Source organism: Burkholderia sp. Ax-1719 (genome assembly GCF_011753055.1).
GTDB lineage: Bacteria > Pseudomonadota > Gammaproteobacteria > Burkholderiales > Burkholderiaceae > Paraburkholderia.
In genome coordinates this window covers 725896-748059 of record NZ_VWWJ01000001.1, presented here as the reverse complement: position 1 = coordinate 748059, position 22164 = coordinate 725896, and the positions used below count along the sequence as shown (strand labels likewise).

The window sequence follows — 22164 nt, the reverse complement described above, 5'->3', positions numbered from 1 at the left end:
AAGCCGAAATGTTTGAACGTCGACGCCTGCGAGCTTGCCTGCGAAGTTGCCTGAGACGATGCCGGGCCCGCCTGTGGGGCGGCTTCGGCGATGTCCGCGTCGATATCCGTACTGATGTCCGCAATCACATGACGCCCCTTCTGTGGAGACGATTCAGGCGAGCCACCCTTGGCTCGCCGCTTTACGCGTGGACGAACAACAACTGACGATCAGGCTTCGGCGGGCACGGCGCGCACGCGGAACACCTGCTTGAGGCCGGCAAACAGCGGGGCTTTCGCGGCGCCAGGCGCACGCCCGAAGCTTTCGGTGATGCGGTCGAGAATGATCGCCAGCAGCACCACGGAAAGACCGCTTTCGAAGCCCAGGCCGATATCCAGCCGCTGGATACTCGCCAGCACATCGTTGCCCAGACCGCCCGCGCCCACCATCGACGCGATAATGACCATCGACAGCGCCATCATGATGGTCTGGTTCACCCCTTGCATGATCGAAGGCAGCGCGTTGGGAAACTGCACCTTGTAGAGCAGTTGCCACGGCGTGCAGCCAAAAGCCTGCCCTGCTTCGACGATCTCGCGATTGACGTGACGAATGCCCAGACTCGTGAGACGCACGGCGGGCGGCATCGCGAAGATCACGGTCGAGAGAATGCCCGGCACGCGGCCCAGACCGAACAGCATGGCGGCCGGAATCAGATAGACGAAGGCGGGCATCGTCTGCATCAGGTCGAGAATGGGCCGCACGATGGTCTGCACCAGCTTGCTTTTGGCGGTCCAGATGCCCAGCGGCACGCCCAGCACCAGGCTGATAAGCGTGGATGAAAGCGTGAGCGCGAGCGTCACGACGGTCTGATCCCAGAAGCCGGTGGCGTAGATCAGCAACAGCGACGCCAGCGCGAACACCGCGAAGCGCCAGCCCACGCGCCACAAACCACCCACCACGAAAATCGCCATCAACAGCGGCATGGGAATGCCTTGCAAGCCTTGCTCGATCAGCTTCGCGAAGCTCTCGATCGCGCGGCCGATGGTGTCGAAGGTATTGGCATCGTGATCGAGCAGATAGTGAACCGACTGATCCACCCAGTGGCCAAGCGGAATGATCTCAGACATGGCGCTGACTCCCGTTGATACTGCCGTTATGACTTCCGCTGCGCATCATGACCTTGAGCACCGCCGCCTGATCGATCGACCCACAGAAACGGCCTTCTTCATCGACCACGGGCAGCGCCACCGGGTTCGCGCACACGCGCGACACCACCTGTTCGAGCGGCGCGCCGCGCGAAATGCATTCGATTTTCTTGACCTGCGGTTTGGCCACGCCAATCGCGTCGCGCGTGACGAATCCGCTGATGCGGCGTTCGGCGTCCAGCACGAAGGCGTAATCGGCGCTGCCATTGAGCGAGGCGGCCACGCTGGTGGCGTCGAGCGAGCGCACCAGCGGCACGCGCTCAGACTGCATCAGATCGCCTGCGGTAAGGTAACGGCTCGTATCCACGCCATCGAAGAAGGCACGCACGTATTCATCCGCAGGATTGCTGATGATTTCGCGCGGCGTGCCGATCTGCACGATGCGCCCGCCTTCCATGATGGCGATGCGGCTGCCGATACGCAGCGCCTCTTCCAGATCGTGCGAAACGAACATGATGGTGCGGCGCTGCTCCTTCTGCAGTTGCAGCAGCACGTTCTGCATTTCCTTGCGCTTGAGCGGATCGAGCGCGGAAAACGCCTCGTCCATGATCATCAGCGAGGGGTTGACCGCCAGCGCGCGCGCCAGACCCACGCGCTGCTGCATGCCGCCCGAAAGCTCGGCGGGCAGTTTGTGCGCGAAAGCGGCCAGCCCCACCTGCTCCAGCACGTCCAGTGCGCGCTGCTCGCGGGCCTTGCGGCCCATGCCCGCCACTTCCAGGCCGAACGCCGCGTTGGACAGCACGGTACGCTGTGGCATCAGCGCGAAGGACTGGAACACCATGCTCATGTCGGTGCGGCGCAGCGAGACGAGTTCCGATTTACGCACCGCCGCGATATCGCGGCCATCGATCACCACGCGGCCCGCCGTCGGCTCCACCAGCCGGTTGATGAGGCGGATCAGCGTGGATTTGCCGGAGCCGGACAGCCCCATCAGCACGAAGATCTCGCCTTCCTGGACTTCGAAGCTCGCGTTGTTGACGCCCAGCACGTAGCCGGTCTGCTTGAAGAGTTCGTCCTTGGTGGCGCCGCGCGCCAACATCTCGCGCGCCAACTTGGGGTTGGGTCCGAACACCTTGCAGAGTCCGTCGACCACGATCTTGGGGGATTTCATCGAGTCCATCTCCTCGTGATGCAGGCGCCGGCCCGCACTGTGTCTGAACACGCATGCCGGCGCGGCGCGCGGCGACACGTTTCGGATGCCTAAATTGATTGCGCGGCTAATGCGCGATTACTGCGCGGACGCCACCCAGTCCTGCACGCGTTCGCCATGCGCGGCGATCCAGCTGTCGGCGGCGGCGTCGGGCTTGGTGCCGTTCTGGATCGCCAGCATCACGCTGTCGATTTCGCCCGGCTTCCACTGGAACTTCTTGAGGAACGCGACCACGGGCGGAGCCTTGTTTTCCAGCCCCGGATTCACGACGCTATCCACATGTTCAGCCGCGCCGAACACATTCTTCGGATCTTCAAGGAAGCGCAATTTGTATTTGGCGAACATCCAATGCGGCGTCCAGCCCGTGACGATCACCGGCTTGTTCGCGTTGACCGAGCGCGCCAGTTCCGCCGTCATGCCGCTGCCCGAACTAGGCATGACCGTATAGTTCAGACCATATTGCTTGATCGCCTGATCGGTCTTGCTCATCACGCCCGCACCCGCATCGATGCCGACGATGCGCCCTGCAAAGGCCGACTTCTGCGCATTGAGATCGTCGATACTTTTAGCCGTCACGTATTGCGGCACCACCAGACCAATCTTCGCGCCGGGGAAATTGGTGCCCAGATCGACCACCTTGCCCTTGAACTGGTCCCAGTAAGCGCCCTGGGTAACCGGCAGCCAGGCGGACAGCGTGGCGTCGAGATCGCCGCGCGCCACGCCCTGCCACATGATGCCAGCCGCCACCGGCACGAGTTCGACCTGATAACCCAGACGCTTTTCGATGATACGCGCCGCCACGTTCGAGGTCGCCACGCTGTCGTCCCACCCTTCCACGTAGCCGATTTTCAGCGTCGGCTTGCTGTCCGCGAGCGCGCTCGCGCCCAGCGCCACCGACATCACACCCATGCCCAACCATTTTGCAAGCAGCTTCACGGCAATCTCCTGTGATTCGGGCACAAGCGCCCTACACCTCCAGATTCCCCCGTCACAAATGGCCGATACCGTTGTTTTCCGACGCGATATTGTTCAACCGCGACGCGGTACGCATTGGCGGATTTATTTATCGACGACGAGATCCGAGCGCGGCGTGCTGCAGCACAGCAGCACCATGCCCTGATCGATTTCGCGCTGGCGAATGCCGCCGTTGTGCTTCATTTCCACCTGCCCCGAGACGAGCTTCACCTTGCAGGTGCCGCACATACCCTGGGCGCACGACGAAGGCAGACGCACGCCCGCCTCGCGCGCCGCCGCCAGCACGTGCTGATGCTCGCCGCAAACGATCTCGCGGTGGCTCTTTGCAAACGTCACCTTGAAGGTGGTGGCTTCCGTCGAAACTGGCGCTGAGTCTGGAGCGGCGGTTAATGGCGCGTCGTCGGCCGCCAGCGTCTCGAACGAGAAACTCTCTTCGTGATAACGCTCGCGTGCGAAACCCGCTTCATCGAGCAGATCGCGCACGGCCTTCATATACGGTGCGGGGCCGCAGGTGAAAATCTCGCGCTCCATAAAATCCGGCGCAATCAGTTTCAGCAGCGGCAGTGTGAGAAAACCCGTGACGCCCGACCAATGCGTACGCGCACCCACACGCTCGCACACAAACGAGGTACGAAAACTCGAATGGCTCGCGGCAATCAATTCGAGTTCGCGCGCGAAGATGACGTCATCGGGCGTGCGCGCGCTGTGCACGAATACGATGTCGCGATCTTCAGCCAGGTCGTGATACGCGCGGCTCATCGACATCAGCGGCGTAATGCCCGATCCCGCCGAAAGAAACAGATACTTTGGCGCGGCGTGACGCGCGCAGGTGAATTCGCCCGCAGGCCCCAGCACGCGTATCATCGCGCCCGGCATGAGGTTGTCGTGCAGCCAGTTCGACACCTTGCCGCCCGGCACGCGTTTGACCGTGATGGACAGCGTGTGGGGCCGCGCAGGCGAAGACGATATCGTGTAGCAACGGTTGATCGTTTCGCCGTCGATCTCCAGTTCGAGCGTGACGAACTGGCCCGGCTCGAACGAGAACGTGCGGCCTTGCGGCGAGCGCAGGAAAAAGCTCTTTACGTCATGCGTTTCCTGACGCACATGACAGCATTCCAGCGTTTCCTCGGCGTCGCTCGTCCACTTCTCCGGCAGCGCGCCCCAGAACGCTGGGCGCGTTACGCGGCTGTGGGCCGGATCGAATTGGGCCGCATCTCGCATCATGTCAGACTCCGCTTTCCACGCGCATGGGAATGGTCCGCTTGCGCCCAAGCGCAGCGGCGATACGACCCACATACCAGGCCGAGAATTTTTCCACCAGCCCTTCGGTATAGGGCGAATATGGACCCGGCTCGTAGGCGCTGCTCGCCGCGCCACGCTGCGAATACTCCACCAGCGTGCGGTCCTGATTGTTGGTGGCGTTCCAGACCGCCGTGAGATTCGCCACGTCGTAATCGATGCCTTCGCGCGCGTCCTTGTGCACCAGCCAGCGCGTGCGCACCAGCGTCTCGCCCGCCGAAAGCGGAATCACCGAGAACGTCACGATGTGATCGCTCATGAAGTGATGCCAGGAATTCGGCTGCGTCCAGAACGAGAGGCCACCCAGATCGGCACTGCGGAATTCGCCGAGCAGTTTCTTGCAGGCCACCTTGGCGTCGAGCGTCTGCGATTCGCCGCTGCGATCGAGCGGCAGACGCTGCGTGCGAAAGCCCGTCACATCCAGCAGCTTTTCGATTTCGACCGATGGCAGATCCAGTTGCTCCCACTGGCGCGCACGCTCCACGCAGGTGCGCTCGAAGGCATCCATGCCCTCCGCGTTGGCGTCCGAACGCTGATAGCCGAAGCCATACTCATAAAGCGAAATCGTCAGCTCGGGATGGTTCGCGACACAGTGATAGCACTCGCGATTGTTCTCCATCACCAGCTTCCAGTTGCCCTTTTCGATGATGTCGACCTGCGCCGCCACCTTGCAGTTGGCCAGATCGTGCGGCAGCAGATACGGCTCCATCGCCGCGCGCATGAGGTCGAAATCGGCGGGCGGCTCATCAGCCAGGCACACGAAGATCAGGCCTGCCAGGTTTTGTACATGGACGCTCTTCAGGCTGTGCTTGCAACGGTCGAACTGCTCGCCCATGTGCTCGGCGAACATCAGATCGCCGTTCAGGTTATACGTCCAGCTGTGGTACGGGCAGACGATATTGCCAACCGTGCCCTTTTCCTCATTACACAGGCGCGCGCCGCGATGGCGACACACGTTATGAAACGCGCGCACCTGCATGTCGTCGTCGCGCACGATCAGGATCGAATCGCTGCCGAGTTCGACCGTCACATAGTCGCCGGGCTCCGGAAGTTCCGGCTCCACGGCGACCTGAATCCAGTGCTCCCTGAAAATCGCCTGCATATCGAGCGCGAAAATCTCCTCGCTCAGATAGAAAGGCGCTTCGAGGCTGTAACCTGCTTTGCGCCGCTCCACCAGCGCGCGCATGCGTGCATATTCGTCTGCCGATACGTTCATCGTGTGCTCCGGATTCTGCGTCCTTGATGCGTCTGTTTAGTGCATGCGTCGTGACCGACCTTATTCGCCGTGGCCTTTCGCCCCACCGCGAAATCAGTCGTCGATGAGTTGATGCTCGCGTAAATACGCCAGAATCACTTGTGCTTTTTCGACCGAAGTCCCCGCATTTACGACGTTGCCGCCCCGGCTTTCGGTCGTGGTCGCGCCCAGCATCCGGGCGTGGCCCGAGCGGCGCTCGGCGGCGACGAGCTTGACCGGCTTGCGTTCGACGGGGCCGGATTGCCAGGCGGCGGCTTCGGTATTGGGCACACGCGCAATGGCAGCCGACGGCCAGACCGTTCCGGCGCGCAGCCGCGCATAGGCATAAGCGGGCTTCGCCTCGGCAAGCGGATGCACCGCCACCACGGCGGGCAACGCCGCTTCCACGCGGCGGCGCAAACCTTTCGGCAGGAACTGGCGCACGCGCGCCTGTCCGCCCTCCATGTCGAGATCGACCGCCGCGCCCACCAGCGCATAGCCCAGCAGCGCCGCCACGCGATATGGCAGCATGCCGCTGTCGTGCGCGCCCTCGGCGCGCGTGCCGGTGAGCACGAGATCGTGTTCGCGTACACGCGTGGCGAGCGCCTGAGCGGCGTCGTCTTCCGGCGTGCAATTGAGCACTTCCACCTGTTGCGCGCCTAGCGCGAGGTATTCGGGCAGCGCCAGATCGGTGGGATCGCCTGCGTGGATCACGTCGAGTTGCGCGCCGTGTTGCTGCGCGAGCTTGCGGCCCAGTTCCAGCGCTGCCGCGTCGTTGCGGCTGTAGCGCGGCGCACCGCTCACGGGATGCCGTCCCGTCGAAACCAGCACGGCGATACGTTGCAGTTTGACTTTTGCGTTGGTGTTCATGCGGCGACTCCTGCAGGCTTGCGCTCTTCGATTTCCGGCGCGCCGCGTTGACGTGCCGCGCGCGCGGCCTGAACCTGCGCGATCAGCGCGGCAATGGTCGCCTGCGCGTCGCCCACCACGGTCAGATTCGCGCGCTTCGCAATGGGTGCGCTGGCATCCGTATTCACCGCGATCACGTGGCGGCAGTCCTTGATACCCTGCAAATGCTGCACCGCGCCCGAGATGCCGAACGCGATATACACGCTCGCCTCCACGGTCTTGCCGGTCGCACCCACCTGCTTGTCGCGCGTGAAATGGCCGTTGTCGACGGCCACGCGACTCGCACCGATAGCCGCGCCAAACACGCCCGCCAACCGCTCGAACGACGCCACATCGCTCACGCCATTACCTGCCGCGACGATGAAATCGGCCTCTTCCAGCGCGACCTGCGCCGCGTCGATGTCCTCCAGACCCAGATCGCGATACGGCTGCGCCAGCGCACTGGCCGGGCGAATGAAATCGCCCGCGAGCTTTTCGCCCGCGCCCACAAACGGCAGCTTCGTATCGACCGCATTGGGAGCGAGCAGAATCACATCGGGGAGCGTGCGCGTAGCAAAAGCCCGCTTCGCCTGCTCATAAACGCCCACATGGTTCGCGTCGATTTCGACCACTTGCGTGGCCACGCTCGCGCCGGCGGCAGCCGCAAAGCGACGGCCCAGATCGCCGTCGCCATAGGCGTTATCGGACAGAAAAATATGCTTCGGCGCGAGCGCCGCGGCGCACGCTTGCAAGGCCCGCAGTTCGCTTTCTGGCGCAAACGCGCGACGCTCGAAACCCGGCAATTCGATCAGCTTGTCCACACCGCGCGCGGCGACATCTTCTTTCAATTCGCCGAACACCAGCAGCGCCACTTCGGTGTGCGCATCCGCAAGCAAGGCGGCGGCGGCAATCGTCTGGCAGGCGTGATCGTCGAGCGCGCCGCGTTCGCTATGCGCGACCGCCAGCAGCACATGCCTGCGCTCGCGCACTTCGCGGCGCGGCTTCGCCGCCGTCGTGCCGTGACCGTGCGCCGCGCGTTGCACGGCAGCGAGATCGGCGCTGCCTTGTTCGCCCAGCGTGATGCGCCTCAGCCCGTCAGCGGTGATGACGAAAGGCCGGCGCGGGTCGATTCGTTTGATGACGTTCATCGGCTCACTCCAGCGCGGCGGCGACGAGTTCGGCCACGTCGAGGACTTCGGGGCGCGGGCCCACGACGCCTTCGAGCATCGCCGTACAGTTAGGACACCCGACCGCTACGACGTCGGCGCCCACGGCGCGCGCATCGGCGATGCGGATATCGGGAATGCGCTGCTTGCCGGGGATATCGGTCAGCGGCGCGCCGCCTCCGCCGCCGCAGCAGCGGCCGCGCATGCCGCTGCGCTCCATCTCCACTACGCGAATGCCGATGGTCTTGAGCAGTTTTCGCGGCGCCTCGGTTTCGCCGTTGTAGCGGCCCAGATAGCAGGGATCGTGATAAGTGGTGCGCTTGTCGCGCAGCGCTTCGAGCGCCTTCGGTTCAATGCGGCGCTTATCAGCCAGTTCGGCGAGCAGTGTGGTGTGATGCAGCACCTCGTAGCGCGCGCCCAGTGCGCGATATTCGTTGCGCAAGCTGTGCATGACGTGCGGATCGGCGGTGACGATACGGCCAAATTGCAGCGTGCCGAGCGTGACCATCATCTGCCGCGCCATCTGGCGGAAAGTGGCTTCATCGCCCAGACGGCGCGCCACGTCGCCAGTATCGGATTCGCTCGCGCCCAGCACCGCATAATCGACGCCCGCTTTGTTGAGCACCTTCACCAGCGCGCGCAGCGTGCGCTGATAGCGCATGTCGAAAGCGCCTTCACCGGCCACCAGCAGGATATCGACGCGCTTGCCGGGCTGCGCCACCGGCGCATCCAGATCGACAGACCAGTCGTAGCGCGCGGCCTTGTCGTAGCCGCCCATCGTGCCGGTTTCGCGCAGATTGGCCAGCACTTCCGGGCCTTTGCCCGGCACCGTGCCATGCACGAGCGTCTGGTTGCGCCGCATATCGACGATGGCATCCACATGCTCGATCAGCATCGGGCACTCCTGCACGCAGGCGCGGCAGGTGGTGCAGGACCAGAGCGTCTGCGTCTCGATCAGGCCCGAGACAATCGGGCCATTGGGCTGACCGCCATGCTTGCCAATTTCGATCCCCGGCGTGGGGCTGCCGGCGTAGGCCGCGTCCGTGCCACCCGCCATGCCGGTCACGAGATCCTGAATCAGCTTCTTGGGATTGAGCGGCTGGCCTGCTGCGAAAGCGGGGCAAGCCGCCTCGCATTTACCGCACTGCACGCAGGCGTCGAAACTCAGCAGCTGGTTCCAGCGGAATTCGACCGGTTTGGCAACGCCATATTCCTTCTGCTCGATATCGGGCAGCTTGAGCGCGGTGGGCGGCGTGGCCTCGCCTTCGCCGGTCCACGCCGTGCGATCGGCCGCAAAGCGCTCCTGGCGCGGGTGAAACGCCAGATGCAGCAGCCCCGCCACCGCGTGCTTCATCGGGCCGCCCTGCGCCGCGCCGAACGTCATCGTATAAGCGCCGATCACGATCAGCAGCGCGCAGATCAGCGCAAACGCGCCCGACATCGCGCCCGCAGGCACCGCCGTGTACAGCGCGATACCCAGCGCAAACGCCCCCAGCATCCACGGCAGCGTATTCCACGGCCCGCGCGAAAGACGCGCAGGCACCTGCTTCGCATGACGGCGACGCCACACGAACACCGCGCCCACCAGCATCGCCAGCGCAGCCAGCAGGATCAGCTTGTCGAGCCACGGCGAGTAGATTGCCAGCCCGTAGTTGATGAACACCAGCACCAGCGCGCCAATCGCGCCGCCCGCCGTGGCAACGTGAGTCTTCGCGATATACGGGTCGCGCGCCACTACATGATGCAAATCGACGAAATATCGCTTCGGGATACTGAACAGATTGCCAACGCCGAATTTGCCGTAAGCTCCCGGCACGGCTGCGCGCCCGAGCCGCCAATAGGCGGCCCGCTTCGCGACCGCGAACGCGAGCCCCGCCATCGAAAGCCACAGCAGCGCGGTGATGAGGTAGGCAGGCTTCATGGCTCAGAAGTCCTTGACGAGACGCAGCGCGTCGTAGATTGCGCCGTGGATGTTGTGCAGCGAGATGCAGTCGCCCACGCGGAACAGCAGGAAGCGGCCGTTGCCCAGCTCTTCGGAAAGACACGGCTGCGGTTCCGCCGCAAAGAGCTTGTGCACATCTACCTGGCCGCGATTGAGCGACTCAGGCTTGAGCTTCCAGTAGAGTAAGTCGTTGGGCGTGCTGCCGTTTTCAATCACCACCTGATCGACGGCCCGCTCTTCCTGCTCCTCGGTGTACTCGTTGCGCAGCACGGCGATCTTCTTGCCGTTTTCCTCGTAGACGCGGTCGAGCCAGTAGTTCGGCGTATGAATCACGCCCTGCGCATAGAGGCGGCGATAGAAGATCGGGAAAGTGGTGCCGCCCACGTCGTCGGCCACTTTCACGTCGGGCGTGACGATTTCCACGTTCGAGCCGCGGCTGGAGATGAAATCGGCCACGCCCGCGCCTGCATGCGTGCTCACGCCGTCATAGATCAGCACGTTCTGCTTCGGCTCCACGCGGCCCGAGAGGATGTCCCACGAACTCACGGCCAGCCCTTGTTCGACGCCCCACGCCGGCACCTGCTGCGTGAAGCTCGAACCGCCCGTTGCTAGCACAACGATATCGGGATGCTCCGCGAAGATGGTGGCCTCGTCGGCCTCTACGCCCATGCGGCGATCCACGCCCAGACGCTTCGTTTCCATATCGAACCAGCGCACGATGCCGGCCATCTGCTCGCGCTGCGGTGCTTTCGCGGCCAGCAGGATCTGGCCGCCCACGGCGTCGCCCTTTTCGAACAGCACCACGTCATGACCACGCAGACGCGCCACGCGCGCCGCTTCCAGCCCGGCCGGACCCGCGCCCACCACCACGACCTTGCGCTTCGGCCCCTTCGTGCGCGCAATCACGTGCGGCATGGTGGCTTCACGCGACGTCGCGGCATTCTGCACGCAAAGCACGTCAAGGCCGTTGTACTGGCGGTCGATGCAGTAATTCGCGCCTACACACTGCTTGATTTCGTCTTCGCGGCCATCGCGGATCTTGATGACCATATGCGGATCGGCAATCTGCGCGCGTGTCATGCCGACCAGATCGACCATGCCGCTGGCCAGCAGGCGTTCGGCCTGGCCTGCGTCGCGAATGCTTTGCGCGTGCATGACCGGCAGCTTGACCACCGACTTGATGCCTGCAGCCAGATGCACGAACGGCTCGGGCGGCAGCGCCATCGGCGGCATGCAGTTGGCGAGCGTGTTGTGCGTATCCGCACCCGAACCGATCACGCCCAGGTAATCGATCAGGCCGGTTTCCGCCATCGCCTGGGCGATTTCCTTCAATTGCTCGTGGTCGAGACCATCTTCATGGAACTCGTCGCCGCACATGCGCAGGCCCACGCAGAAGTCCTTGCCGACCGCTTCGCGCACGGCCTGCAAAACTTCGACGCCAAAGCGCAGACGGTTTTCCAGCGAGCCGCCCCATTCGTCGGTGCGGAAGTTGGTGCGCGGACTCCAGAACTGGTCGATCAAATGCTGGTGCGCCGCAGAAATCTCGATCCCGTCCATCCCCGCGTCCTGCACGCGCTTCGCGGCGGTGGCGAAGTCGCCGATAATGCGGCGGATTTCTTCGACTTCGATGATCTTGGCGTTGCCGCGATGCACCGGTTCGCGGATACCCGAAGGCGACATCAGATGCGGCCAGTGTTCGCCATGAAACGCCGAACGGCGGCCCATGTGGGTGGCCTGAATCATGATCTTCGCGCCATGGCGATGCATGGCTTCCGCCAGGCGCGCGAGCGGATCGATGATGCGATCGGTCGAAAGATTCACCGATTTCCACCAGCCTTGCGGGCTGTCCACCGACACGGGGCTGGAACCACCGCAGACGGCCAGACCCACGCCGCCCTTGGCCTTTTCCTCGTAATAGCGGATATAGCGGTCGCCCGGCAGGCCGCCCGGTTCCGCGTAGACCTCGGCATGGGCGGTGCTGACGATGCGGTTGCGCAGCGTAAGCTGGTTGAGCGTGAGAGGCTTGAAGAGATTGGGATAACGCATCGCGGACGACCTCAGGCGTTCAGGGTGTATTGCGGTCTGACTGTTTTGTTCGGCATCCTGATTGATATCGATGCCGCGTCATTCTCAGGTTCTACGTGGCGCCTCAGTGCGTGAGCGGCGATACCTCGAACACGCAATGTGCGTGGCCTTCGGCGGCGCAGCGCACTTCGCGCGATTGGGCGCGCGGCGCTTTCTTGCCGTCGGGCGTAGTGTCGTTGACCCAGTCCATCGCGCCCGCGAACCAGCCCGCGAACATGTAGCAGAGTTTTTCGTCCGTGCCGTGCTTGTCCGGTTGGGCGAGCACGAAAGACGAGTTGTGCAGTTCGATACGCGCGCGGGCGCTGGCCGGATCGGCTTCGACGATCGTGAAGAGACCCCAGCCGCGTTGCGACAGACGCTTCAGATAGTGCTCGAATACAGCCATGCCTTCGATGCCGTGTTTTTCGGCTTCTTTCGCGCACCAGTGGTACGCGGATTTATAGCCGGCCTTGTAGAGAATCTCCGCGTAGGCGTCGCGGCCCAGCGCTTCTTCCACGGCAGTGTGGTTGTTGGTGAAGAAGTGGCGCGGCACGTAAAGCATCGGCAGCGCGTCGGTGGTCCAGACGCCGGTTTCCGGGTTCACGTCGATGGGCAGTTGCGGTTGCATCGTTTTTTCCTGATCGTGGGGTTTTTAAGGGCGAAAATGCAATGCGCTTCAACCGTTCCAGACTTCGCCGAACACGCGCAGCCAGTTCTCGCCCATCACCTTCTTGATGCGCGTTTCGCTCCAGCCCGCGCGCTCCATCGCGGCAGTCAGATTCGGAAACTCGCCGATAGTGCGAATGCCTTCCGGATTCACCACCTTGCCGAAATTCGTCAGACGGCGATAACGGCCTTTGTCGTGCGTGATCCAGTCGAAGAACTCCGTGGTATAGCCCTGGGTGAAGTCCGTGCCGATCCCCACGCGATCCTCGCCGATCAGATCGACCACATATTCGATCGCTTCCAGATAATCCTCGACGGTGGCGTCCGGGCCACGCTTGAGGAACGGCGCGAACATCGTCACGCCCACGAAACCGTTCGCATCGGCAATTTCCTTCAACTGCTCGTCGCTCTTGTTGCGCGGATGCTCCTTCAAACCCGACGGGCAGCAGTGCGAATACGTCACCGGCTTCTTCGATACCGCAATCGCATCGGACGAAGTCTTGCCGCCCACATGCGAGAGATCCACCATGATGCCCACGCGGTTCATTTCCTGAATGACTTCGCGCCCATAGCCGGACAGCCCGCCATCGGCCTCATAACAACCGGTGCCCACCAGATTCTGCGTGTTGTAGCAAAGCTGCACTACATTCACGCCCAGTTCCTTGAACACCTCGATATAGCCAAGGTTGTCCTCGAACGCATACGAATTCTGGAAGCCGAAAATAATCCCCGTTTTGTTTTCCTTCTTGGCGCGCACAATGTCGTCGGTGGTGCGCACGAGCGTGAGAATCTCGCTGTATTCGCGGATCTGCTGCTTCATTTCCGCGATGTTATCGACCGTCTTCTGGAAATCTTCCCAGACCGAAACCGTGCAATTGACGGCGGTGACGCCGCCCTTGCGCATGTCCTCGAACACGGAGCGCTCGAACTTCGAAATGTTCAGGCCGTCGATGATGATGCTGTTGTCGTGCAGGGTGCTCATCGTGATGGTGCTCCGTGGGTTTCAATAGATGGGAAAGCGTTCGCACAGCGCGAAGATTTCGCGGCGCACGCGTTGTTCGGTAGCGGCGTCGCCTTCCGGATGCGCGCGCAGAGCATCGAAAACCTGCAGGATCAACGCGCCGATCTGGCGAAATTCCGCCACGCCGAAGCCGCGGGTCGTCCCTGCGGGCGTGCCCAGCCGAATGCCGGAAGTCACAGTGGGCTTTTCCGTATCGAAGGGAATGCCGTTCTTGTTGCAGGTAATGCCGGCGCGTTCGAGCGCCTGCTCGACCTGGGTGCCCTTGAGACCCTTGGGGCGCAGATCGACCAGCAGCAGATGGTTGTCGGTGCCGCCCGTGACGAGATCGACCCCGCCGTCCTTGAGCACTTCGCCCAACGCTTGTGCATTGGCCAGCACGTTGTCGATATAGGTTTTGAAACTTGCGTCGAGCGCTTCGCCGAAGGCGACCGCCTTGCCCGCAATCACGTGCATCAGCGGGCCGCCTTGCAGGCCAGGGAAAACCGCCGAATTGATCTTCTTCGCGATGTCTTCGTCGTTGGTCAGTACTACGCCGCCGCGCGGGCCGCGCAGCGTCTTGTGCGTAGTCGAGGTCACCACGTGCGCATGCTCGACCGGGTTGGCGTGGCGACCCGCCGCGATGATCCCGGCGATATGCGCCATATCCACCATCAGCTTTGCGCCCACGCTATCGGCGATGGCGCGAAAACGTGCGAAGTCCAGTTCGCGCGGGTAAGCGGAAAAGCCCGCGATCAGCAAACTCGGCTTGTGCTGCTGCGCCAGTTCTTCGACCTGGTCGTAATCGATGCGCATCGTGTCGCGATTCACGCCGTACTGCACCGCGTTGAACCACTTGCCCGACAACGCCGGCTTCGCGCCGTGCGTAAGGTGACCGCCCGCATCCAGCGACATGCCCAGCACCGTGTCGCCGGGTTTGGCGAGCGCCAGCATGACCGCGCCGTTGGCCTGAGCGCCGGAATGGGGCTGCACATTGGCGAAGCCTGCACCAAAAAGCTGCTTGAGTCGTTCGATCGCCAGCGTTTCAATTTCGTCGGCGAATTCGCAGCCGCCGTAATAGCGCTTGCCGGGATAGCCTTCCGCATACTTATTGGTCAACACCGAACCCTGCGCTTCCAGCACGGCACGCGAGACGATGTTTTCCGAGGCGATCATTTCCACCTGCGACTGCTGCCGCTCCAGTTCTTTGAGGAGGCTGTTGCGCACCGCGGCATCGCGCTGAGCGAGCGGTTGCGAGAAGAAAGCTTGCGAGTTCGACATAGGGCATCCATGACGAGAGATGGGGGTGGCAGCCTTGCTTCGGCGGGCTTTGCGCCTGAGTGGCTACCGACGGCTCTATTCTTGTCGTTCGGCTTTTTGATCGATATCCGATTTCAGACGCGTTCTTTTCCTTTTCCGCCATCGGCGTCCGTTTTTCACAAGTCGTGTTGAATCGCCCCCCTCCCGGACGCCCCTACCCGCATGGCTTCAAATTCTTTCTGATCCGAATAAATTTCTCGTACACTCAAAACGGCCATTCCCCGATACGTCGAGTCGCCGTTAAGGCTGCTGAGCCACGCGCTTGATGCGCCGCGAATAGCACGCCCGTTTCCTCTGGGGAAAAGAACCAAAGCAGACCAGTACAAGATCAGCAGCAGATTCGAAGCTCGTTGTAAGGAGTCAGGCGCATCAGGGTTTTGCCGCATGGCACAGCCATAGCGCCCGACTCCAGAATGCCGTAGCCTGGTCGCGCCCCGAGCGCCGCCATCGAATAAAAGGAATGGTTCCCCATGTCACCCGAGCGCACCGCGTCGCTAGCGCATTTCGCGTTCATGCCGCTGCCGAACTTCACGATGATCGCCTTCACCAACGCGATCGAAGTGCTTCGCATGGCTAATTACCTGAGCGGGCAACCGCTCTATCGCTGGTCCATCATCAGCCCCGACGGCGGCACCGTTACTTCCAGCAGCGGCATCGGTTTCGACACAGGCCCGGCGGAATGTGCCGGACAACCCGATATCGTGTTCGTATGCGGCGGTATCGACGTGCAGCACGTCACCAGCGCGGCGCATCTGAATACGCTGCGCCGTTTCGCGCGCATGGGCGTGGCGTTGGGGAGTCTGTGTACCGGCACGTATGCGCTGGCGAAATCGGGCCTATTGGCGGGCTATGCCTGCGCGATCCATTGGGAAAATATGTCGGCGCTGAAGGAAGAATTTCCTTCCACGCGCTTTCTCAAAGAGCTGTTTGTGATCGACCGCGATCGCGTGACCTGCACGGGTGGCGTCGCGCCGCTCGACATGATGCTGCACCTCATCACGCCGCGTGTGGGCACGGCGCGCGTCACACAGATCGCCGAGCAATTCGTGGTCGAGCATATCCGCGATACCAGCGCGCAGCAGCGCATGCCGTTGGTCGCGCGGCTGGGTTCGGCCAACAAGTCGCTTTTCGAAGTCATTTCGCTCATGGAGAGTAATATCGAAGAGCCGCTTTCGCGCGAGGAGCTGGCGCGTCTTGCGAATATGTCGCAACGGCAATTGCAGCGGCTTTTCCATGAGCACCTGGGCATGACGCCCACGCACTATTACCTCACGCTGCGTTTGCGCCGCGCGCGCGAACTGCTGCTGCAAACCGATATGTCGATCATGCAGATCACCATGGCGTGCGGCTTCCAGTCGGCCTGCCATTTCAGCAAGAGTTATCGCGATGCTTTCGGCATTGCGCCCACAGGCGAACGGCGCAAGCGCGTCGCGCCAATGGCGGGCGTGGATGCGCCGCTGCGGCATTTACCGGCTTTGCCCGTGCACGCCTGAGAGCCACAAAAAATAGAAACACCTTTTTAGAAACACCGAAAGGCAGCCCAAAACTCCGGGCTGCCTTTTTTATTCACGCAAATTAAGGCGAAATAACCCTTAGGCGGCCAGCATCCGATGCGGGTCGATCACGAATTTGCGTGGCGCACCGCCGTCGAACTTCTTATAGCCCTCCGGCGCTTCCTCCAGCGAAATCACCGTCACATTGACGATCTTCGCAATGGGCAAACGGTCGAACAGAATCGCCTGCATCAGATTGCGGTTGTACTTGAGCACGGGCGTCTGGCCGGTATGGAACGTATGCGATTTCGCCCAACCCAGGCCAAAGCGGATGCTCAGGCTACCGTGCTTTGCGGCGACGTCGGTGGCGCCCGGATCGTCGGTGACATAAAGCCCCGGAATGCCGATCATGCCCGCAGGCCGCGTGATTTCCATCAGCGAATTGAGCACGGTGGCCGGCGCTTCTTCAGAGTGGCCTGAAGCGCCATGACCATGCGCCTCGAAACCCACGCAATCCACCGCACAATCGATTTCCGGCTTGCCCAGAATCTGCTCGATCTGCTCGCCGAGCGAGGCGTCTTTCGAAAGATCGACGACTTCGAAGCCCATCGCCTTGGCGTGCGCTAGTCGCTCCGCATTCATATCGCCGACGATCGTGCAGGCCGCGCCCAGCAGACGCGCGGAGGCCGCGGCCGCCATGCCCACCGGCCCCGCGCCCGCGATATAAACGGTCGAACCGGGCTTCACGCCGGCCGTGACCGCGCCGTGATAGCCCGTCGGCAGAATGTCCGAAAGGCAGGTGAGATCGCGGATCTTCGACATCGCCTGATCGCGATCGGGGAATTTCAGCAGGTTGAAATCGGCGTAAGGCACGAGCACATATTCTGCCTGCCCGCCGATCCAGCCGCCCATATCGACATAGCCGTACGCGCCGCCCGCGCGCGAAGGATTCACGTTGAGGCACACGCCCGTGTGCTGCTCACGGCACATCGCGCAGCGGCCGCACGCCACGTTGAACGGCACCGACACCAGATCGCCGATCTTGAGCGTCTCCACGTCGCGGCCCACTTCCACCACTTCGCCCGTGATCTCGTGACCGAGCACGAGACCCACGGGCGCAGTCGTGCGACCACGGACCATATGCTGATCCGAGCCGCAGATATTCGTGCTAACCACCTTGAGCACCACGCCATGGCCGATCGAACGCCCGGACGGATCGACCATTTTCGGGTAGTCGATATTCTGCACTTCGACTTTGCCCGCTCCCAGATACACCACGCCTCGATTGCTGCTCATCGTTGCTGTCTCCTTTGTGATGGGTCTTGCTGCTGCTTCTCCCTATTTCTCCCTGTTTTTGCAGATGCTTCCTGATGTGAATCCTTGAATCCTTACTTCGCACCACTCCACACGAGGTAATCCCCGCGCGTCCAGTCGAGCGCCACGCCCACGCGTTTGGTGCCGGGGCGAATCTTCGGCTTGTGCGCAGCAAGCGAAAGCGTGTGCAGCGCAGGCCATTCGCGGAACGAAAACGCCGCGAGATCGGCAACCAGCGTTTCAAGCAGCCGCGTATGCGGCCGATGCGCGAGCCAATCCGCGACGCGCGTGCACCAGCGGTCGTAATCGATCCACTCCGCCGCCTCGTTTGGCTCGCAGCGGTAGCCAAGTTGCGCGTCGATCACCACGGGCTGCGGCGCTTCATGCTCGTAGCCGTGAATGCCCACGCGCACGGGCACGCTCAGGCCTTCGACGAACACGCTCCAGCCACGCCCGCCTGGCGCGCGTGGTGCATGCGGAGAAAGCGCCTGCACCAGCCCTTCATCGACGATCTTCATGACAACAACGGCGCGGCGGCGTCGAGCAGAATGCGGCAGAAGTAATCGGCGAAGCTGCGCCGCACGACGACTTCATAGCGGTCGACACCGGTGGGAATCAGCACGATCGACGCCTTGAAAAAGAAGCTCTGCGCACACTGTCCTTCCTTGAACAGACGCGGATGCAGATCGAGAGGACAACCGCGCGACAGCACTTCGCGCACGCGCGTGCCGCTCAGTTCGACCACGGTATAACCGCTGCCGACGTCGACTGCCGTGGCCCACGACCCTTCGTTGCCATTCAATGCAGCGGTCAGTTTTTCTTCGAGCAGACCCGCTTCCACAGGCCCCGCCGAACGCACCAGCCATTCATCCGGGCCAAGCCAGAGCGCGTCGTAGTCTGCACCCAGCGAGCGCGTATTCGGCTGCACCGGCAGGGCGCAGCCCACGGCCTGCGCGAAAGCGCCTGTAAATGCGGTGTCGCCCGGCTCGCCGCGCACCATCACCAGATCGCGGAACGGCAGCTCGCGCATCGCAAAGGCTTTGGATGGCCGCGCGGCGTGCGCGCCCAGCACATCCGTCGCGCCGATAAAAGGCGATTCCAGTTTCACAGCCGCCACACGCTCCGCGAGGGGCATCGGTTCTCTCGTTTCATTCCACATGCTGACGCACCCCTTCCGTGTCGTAGAAAATCGGGCTGGCGATCGTGGCACTCACGCGCCGCCCATCGGCCATCGGCACCACAATCTTTTCGCCCATCTTGCCCAGACCGCCCTTCACCACCGCAAGCGCAATCGAGCGCCTGAGAATCGGGCTGAAGTAACTCGACGTCACATGGCCGATCATCGGCATCGTGCCGTCCGCGGCGGCGCGCGCATCGGACGCAACAATCTGGCCGCCTTCGGGCAGCACGTATTGCGCATCGTCCGTGAGCAGACCGACGAACTGCTTGCGCCCCTCCTTCGCCGTATCCGAGCGCGACAAGGACCGCTTGCCCAGAAAATCCTTGGTCTGAGAAACCAGCCCGCCCATGCCCAGATCGAATGGCGTGACCGATCCATCGGTGTCCTGACCGACGATGATGTAACCCTTCTCCGCGCGCAGCACGTGCATCGTTTCCGTGCCGTAAGGCGTGATGTCGAATTCCGCACCTGCTGCCATCAAGGCTTCCCACACGGCGCGGCCCGCATTGGCCGGTACATTCACTTCATAGGCGAGTTCGCCCGAGAAGCTGATGCGCATCACGCGCGCCTTTGCGCCCGCCACCGTGCCGTTGCGGTACGACATGAACGGAAACGCCGCATTGGCAAAGTCGATATCGGCGCATACCTTCTGCAGCACCTTACGGCTCTTCGGCCCGACCACCGCAAACGTGGCCCAGTGATCCGTCACGGACGCCAGGCGCACCTTCATATCCGGCCATTCGGTCTGCAGCCAGCGTTCGAGCCACGTGAGTACACGCGCCGCGCCGCCCGTCGTGGTGGTCATCATGTAGTGCTGCTGGCCGAGGCGCACGGTCACGCCGTCGTCGAACACCATGCCGTTTTCGTCGAGCATCAGGCCATAGCGGCACTTGCCCACTTCCAGCTTGCTCCACGGATTTGTATAGACCCAGTTGAGCAGCTTCGCAGCGTCCGGGCCTTGAATATCGATCTTCCCGAGCGTCGAGGCATCGAGAATGCCAACGCTATTTCGCACCGCCAGGCATTCGCGCGCGACCGCCGCGTGCAGGTCTTCGCCTTTCTTCGGGAAATACCAGGGACGCTTCCAGTTGCCCACGTCCTCGAACAGCGCGCCATGCTCCACATGCCATTCGTGCACACAGGTCTTGCGGATCGGGTCGAGCATATCGCCCAGTTCGCGGCCCGCAAAAGTACCGAACGTCACTGGCGTGTAATTAGGGCGGAACGTCGTGGTGCCCGTTTCCGGAATCGACTTGCCCAGCGCATTGGCCAGAATTGCCATGCCGTTGATATTGCCGAGCTTGCCCTGATCGGTGCCGAAGCCCATCGCCGTATAGCGCTTGACGTGTTCGATCGATTCGAAACCTTCACGGGCGGCCAGCAGGATATCGGCGGCGGCCACGTCGTTCTGGAAGTCGACGAACTGCTTCGGCCCGCGTGCTGCTGCCGCGTGGCTGCCGACGAGCCACAGCGGTTGCAGCGGCGCTTCAGCCGGATCGGCGACCTTCGGCACAGCCGGGCGCGTGACCGCAAAGCCTAGCGATTGCGCCGCGTCCACGCCTGCGTCCACAGCCTGCGTGAGACCGCGCGCCAGGCTGAATTCGCCCACTGCCGCGCCCGCGCTCACTTCGGGCTGCACGCGCTTGCCGGGAATGAAGCACGATTTCGCCTCGCTCCACGTGGCCTTGCCGCCCGACTGCGCGAACAGGTGCAGCACCGGATTGAAGCCGCCCGACATCGCCACCAGATCGCAGGGCAGATCGGCCTGTTTCGCGCCGGTCTGGCCTTTGTTCCAGGCCACCACTTCGACGGCGTTCACACGCGTCTTGCCGCGTGCGCTCATGATCGCCGCGTTATTCATGATCTTCACGCCCTGGCGGCGCGCGGCAGTCTGCCACTCGCTCGTGCTCTGGCCGCGCGGATCGACAATCGTCACCGCTGCGCCGCCAGCCTTGAGATCGAGCGCACAGCGATAGCCCGCGTCGTTGTTCGTGAACACCACGGCATTGCGGCCCGGCAGCACACCATAGCGATGGATATAGGTCGACACCGCGCCGGCCAGCATCACGCCCGGCAGATCGTTATTGCCGAATACGATGGGACGTTCGTGTGCGCCCGTGGCGAGAATCACGCGCTTCGCGCGGATCTTCCACAGCAGTTCGCGCGAGCCCTGGCGCGTCGAGACCGGCAGATGCTCGGTCAAACGCTGCGCAACGGTGACGAGATTGTGATCCTGATAACCAAATGCCGTGCTGCGCGAGAGAATCTGCACATCGGGCAGCGCGGCGAGTTCGGCTTCGACCTTTTCGACCCAGTGAATTGCGGGGCGTCCGTCGATTTCGGTCTTGCCTGCGAGCAGGCTGCCGCCCAGCTCGCGCTGATCGTCGACGAGAATCACGCGTGCGCCGCTGCGCCCCGCCGTCAATGCAGCGAGCAGACCGACCGGACCGCCGCCCACTACGAGCACGTCGCAATGCGCAAAGGTCTTGTCGTAGCGGTCAGCGTCGAGCGCTTCGGGCGCTTTGCCCAGACCCGCCGCTTCCCGAATCTTTTCCTCGTATTTCGGCCAGAACTTACGCGGCCACATAAAGGTCTTGTAGTAGAACCCCGCCGGCATGAAGCGCGAGAACTTCTGGTTCACGGCCATGCGGTCGTTTTCCAGATCCGGCACCGCGTTCACGCTGTTCGCCACGAGCCCCTGATACAGCTCGATTTCCGTGGCGCGTGCATTCGGCACCGTATACGCGCCGGTTTCCAGTTGCACGACGGCATTCGGCTCCGCCACATCGGCCGTGACGATGCCACGCGGGCGGTGATACTTGAAGCTGCGCGCAACGAAATGCACATCGTTGGCGAGCAGCGCCGATGCCAGCGTGTCGCCCTGATAGCCCTGATACGTGCGGCCATTGAACGTGAAGGTCAGGGGAATCGCGCGATTGACGCGACCGCCGCCGCCCAGACGATTTTTCTGGCTCATGCCTTGCTCCCTTGCGTGCCTTTATCCTGTGCGTTCGCGGCAGCCGTGCCGCCCGTGCGGAATGTTTCGTAGCCGTGAATCTCGTAGCTCACGGTATCGCGCGTCACCATGAACCAGCGGCGGCAGCCCTGCGCGTGCAGCCATTGCTCCTTGTGCACGCCGCGCGGGTTATGGCGCATGAACAGGTAATCGCCCCATTCCTTATCAGTGAGTTTTTCGGTTTCGAGCGGGCGGGCGATTTCCGCCTCGCCGCCACAGGTAAATTCCGCTTCGGCACGCGGGCCGCACCACGGACATTCGATCAGCAACATATGA

At 62.8% G+C, this 22164-nt stretch carries 17 protein-coding genes and 1 pseudogene; 1 reads left to right on the top strand and 17 read right to left on the bottom strand.

Annotated features, from left to right (window positions below; genetic code table 11):
- Positions 1-209: 209 nt before the first annotated feature.
- From choW to F3J17_RS03175, 12 genes and pseudogenes are all read right to left on the bottom strand, one after another.
- Entirely contained in the window at positions 210-1106 is an 897-nt protein-coding gene (gene choW / locus F3J17_RS03230) for a choline ABC transporter permease subunit (RefSeq protein WP_167053694.1), read from the bottom strand.
- Positions 1099-2320, bottom strand: a pseudogene (locus F3J17_RS03225) (glycine betaine/L-proline ABC transporter ATP-binding protein); the annotation flags it as partial. The gene choW and the pseudogene F3J17_RS03225, both read right to left, overlap by 8 nt.
- A gap of 92 nt (positions 2321-2412) precedes the next feature.
- Entirely contained in the window at positions 2413-3270 is an 858-nt protein-coding gene (locus F3J17_RS03220; RefSeq protein ID WP_345891120.1) for a glycine betaine ABC transporter substrate-binding protein, read from the bottom strand.
- A 123-nt stretch (positions 3271-3393) separates the two neighbouring features.
- On the bottom strand, positions 3394-4533 hold the full coding sequence (locus tag F3J17_RS03215; protein WP_167053690.1) for a hybrid-cluster NAD(P)-dependent oxidoreductase: 1140 nt from the start codon (positions 4531-4533) through the stop codon (positions 3394-3396).
- A 1-nt stretch (position 4534) separates the two neighbouring features.
- The gene (locus F3J17_RS03210) at positions 4535-5824 is read right to left on the bottom strand and encodes an aromatic ring-hydroxylating dioxygenase subunit alpha (RefSeq protein WP_167053688.1); all 1290 of its coding nucleotides are present in this window, start codon (positions 5822-5824) and stop codon (positions 4535-4537) included.
- A 93-nt stretch (positions 5825-5917) separates the two neighbouring features.
- A complete protein-coding gene (locus F3J17_RS03205; protein WP_167053686.1) occupies positions 5918-6712 on the bottom strand; it encodes an electron transfer flavoprotein subunit beta/FixA family protein in 795 nt (264 codons plus the stop codon).
- A complete protein-coding gene (locus tag F3J17_RS03200; RefSeq protein WP_167053684.1) occupies positions 6709-7878 on the bottom strand; it encodes an electron transfer flavoprotein subunit alpha/FixB family protein in 1170 nt (389 codons plus the stop codon). The genes F3J17_RS03205 and F3J17_RS03200 overlap by 4 nt, the downstream gene beginning before the upstream one ends.
- 4 nt (positions 7879-7882) lie before the next feature.
- Positions 7883-9817, bottom strand: a complete 1935-nt coding sequence (locus tag F3J17_RS03195; protein WP_167053682.1) for a (Fe-S)-binding protein — start codon at positions 9815-9817, stop codon at positions 7883-7885.
- Between the two features lie 3 nt (positions 9818-9820).
- Entirely contained in the window at positions 9821-11884 is a 2064-nt protein-coding gene (locus F3J17_RS03190; RefSeq protein WP_167053680.1) for an NADH:flavin oxidoreductase, read from the bottom strand.
- Between the two features lie 103 nt (positions 11885-11987).
- Complete coding sequence (locus tag F3J17_RS03185) at positions 11988-12530, bottom strand: DUF5943 domain-containing protein (protein ID WP_167053678.1); 543 nt, start codon at positions 12528-12530, stop codon at positions 11988-11990.
- A gap of 48 nt (positions 12531-12578) precedes the next feature.
- Positions 12579-13550 carry a dipeptidase gene (locus F3J17_RS03180; RefSeq protein WP_167053676.1) on the bottom strand — a complete coding sequence of 324 codons (972 nt, stop codon included), beginning with the start codon at positions 13548-13550 and terminating at the stop codon, positions 12579-12581.
- Positions 13551-13571: 21 nt separating this feature from the next.
- Positions 13572-14846 (bottom strand): serine hydroxymethyltransferase, encoded by a 1275-nt coding sequence (locus tag F3J17_RS03175; RefSeq protein WP_167053674.1) that lies wholly within the window; start codon positions 14844-14846, stop codon positions 13572-13574.
- 509 nt (positions 14847-15355) lie between these two features.
- On the opposite strand from F3J17_RS03175, the gene F3J17_RS03170 reads away from it, so the two are divergent.
- Positions 15356-16378: a GlxA family transcriptional regulator gene (locus tag F3J17_RS03170; protein ID WP_167053672.1), complete on the top strand. Its 1023-nt coding sequence runs from the start codon at positions 15356-15358 to the stop codon at positions 16376-16378.
- Positions 16379-16477: 99 nt separating this feature from the next.
- On the opposite strand, the gene fdhA is transcribed toward F3J17_RS03170, so the two are convergent.
- From fdhA to F3J17_RS03145, 5 genes are all read right to left on the bottom strand, one after another.
- Positions 16478-17674 (bottom strand): formaldehyde dehydrogenase, glutathione-independent, encoded by a 1197-nt coding sequence (fdhA, locus tag F3J17_RS03165; protein ID WP_167053670.1) that lies wholly within the window; start codon positions 17672-17674, stop codon positions 16478-16480.
- A 92-nt stretch (positions 17675-17766) separates the two neighbouring features.
- Positions 17767-18210, bottom strand: coding sequence for a dihydroneopterin aldolase (locus F3J17_RS03160; RefSeq protein WP_167053668.1), 444 nt, complete (start codon positions 18208-18210; stop codon positions 17767-17769).
- On the bottom strand, positions 18207-18851 hold the full coding sequence (locus F3J17_RS03155) for a sarcosine oxidase subunit gamma (RefSeq protein WP_167053666.1): 645 nt from the start codon (positions 18849-18851) through the stop codon (positions 18207-18209). The genes F3J17_RS03160 and F3J17_RS03155 overlap by 4 nt, the downstream gene beginning before the upstream one ends.
- A complete protein-coding gene (locus F3J17_RS03150; protein WP_167053664.1) occupies positions 18841-21849 on the bottom strand; it encodes a sarcosine oxidase subunit alpha family protein in 3009 nt (1002 codons plus the stop codon). Before F3J17_RS03150 ends, F3J17_RS03155 begins: the two co-directional genes overlap by 11 nt.
- Positions 21846-22160: a sarcosine oxidase subunit delta gene (locus F3J17_RS03145; protein ID WP_167053662.1), complete on the bottom strand. Its 315-nt coding sequence runs from the start codon at positions 22158-22160 to the stop codon at positions 21846-21848. The genes F3J17_RS03150 and F3J17_RS03145 overlap by 4 nt, the downstream gene beginning before the upstream one ends.
- Between the last annotated feature and the right edge of the window lie 4 nt (positions 22161-22164).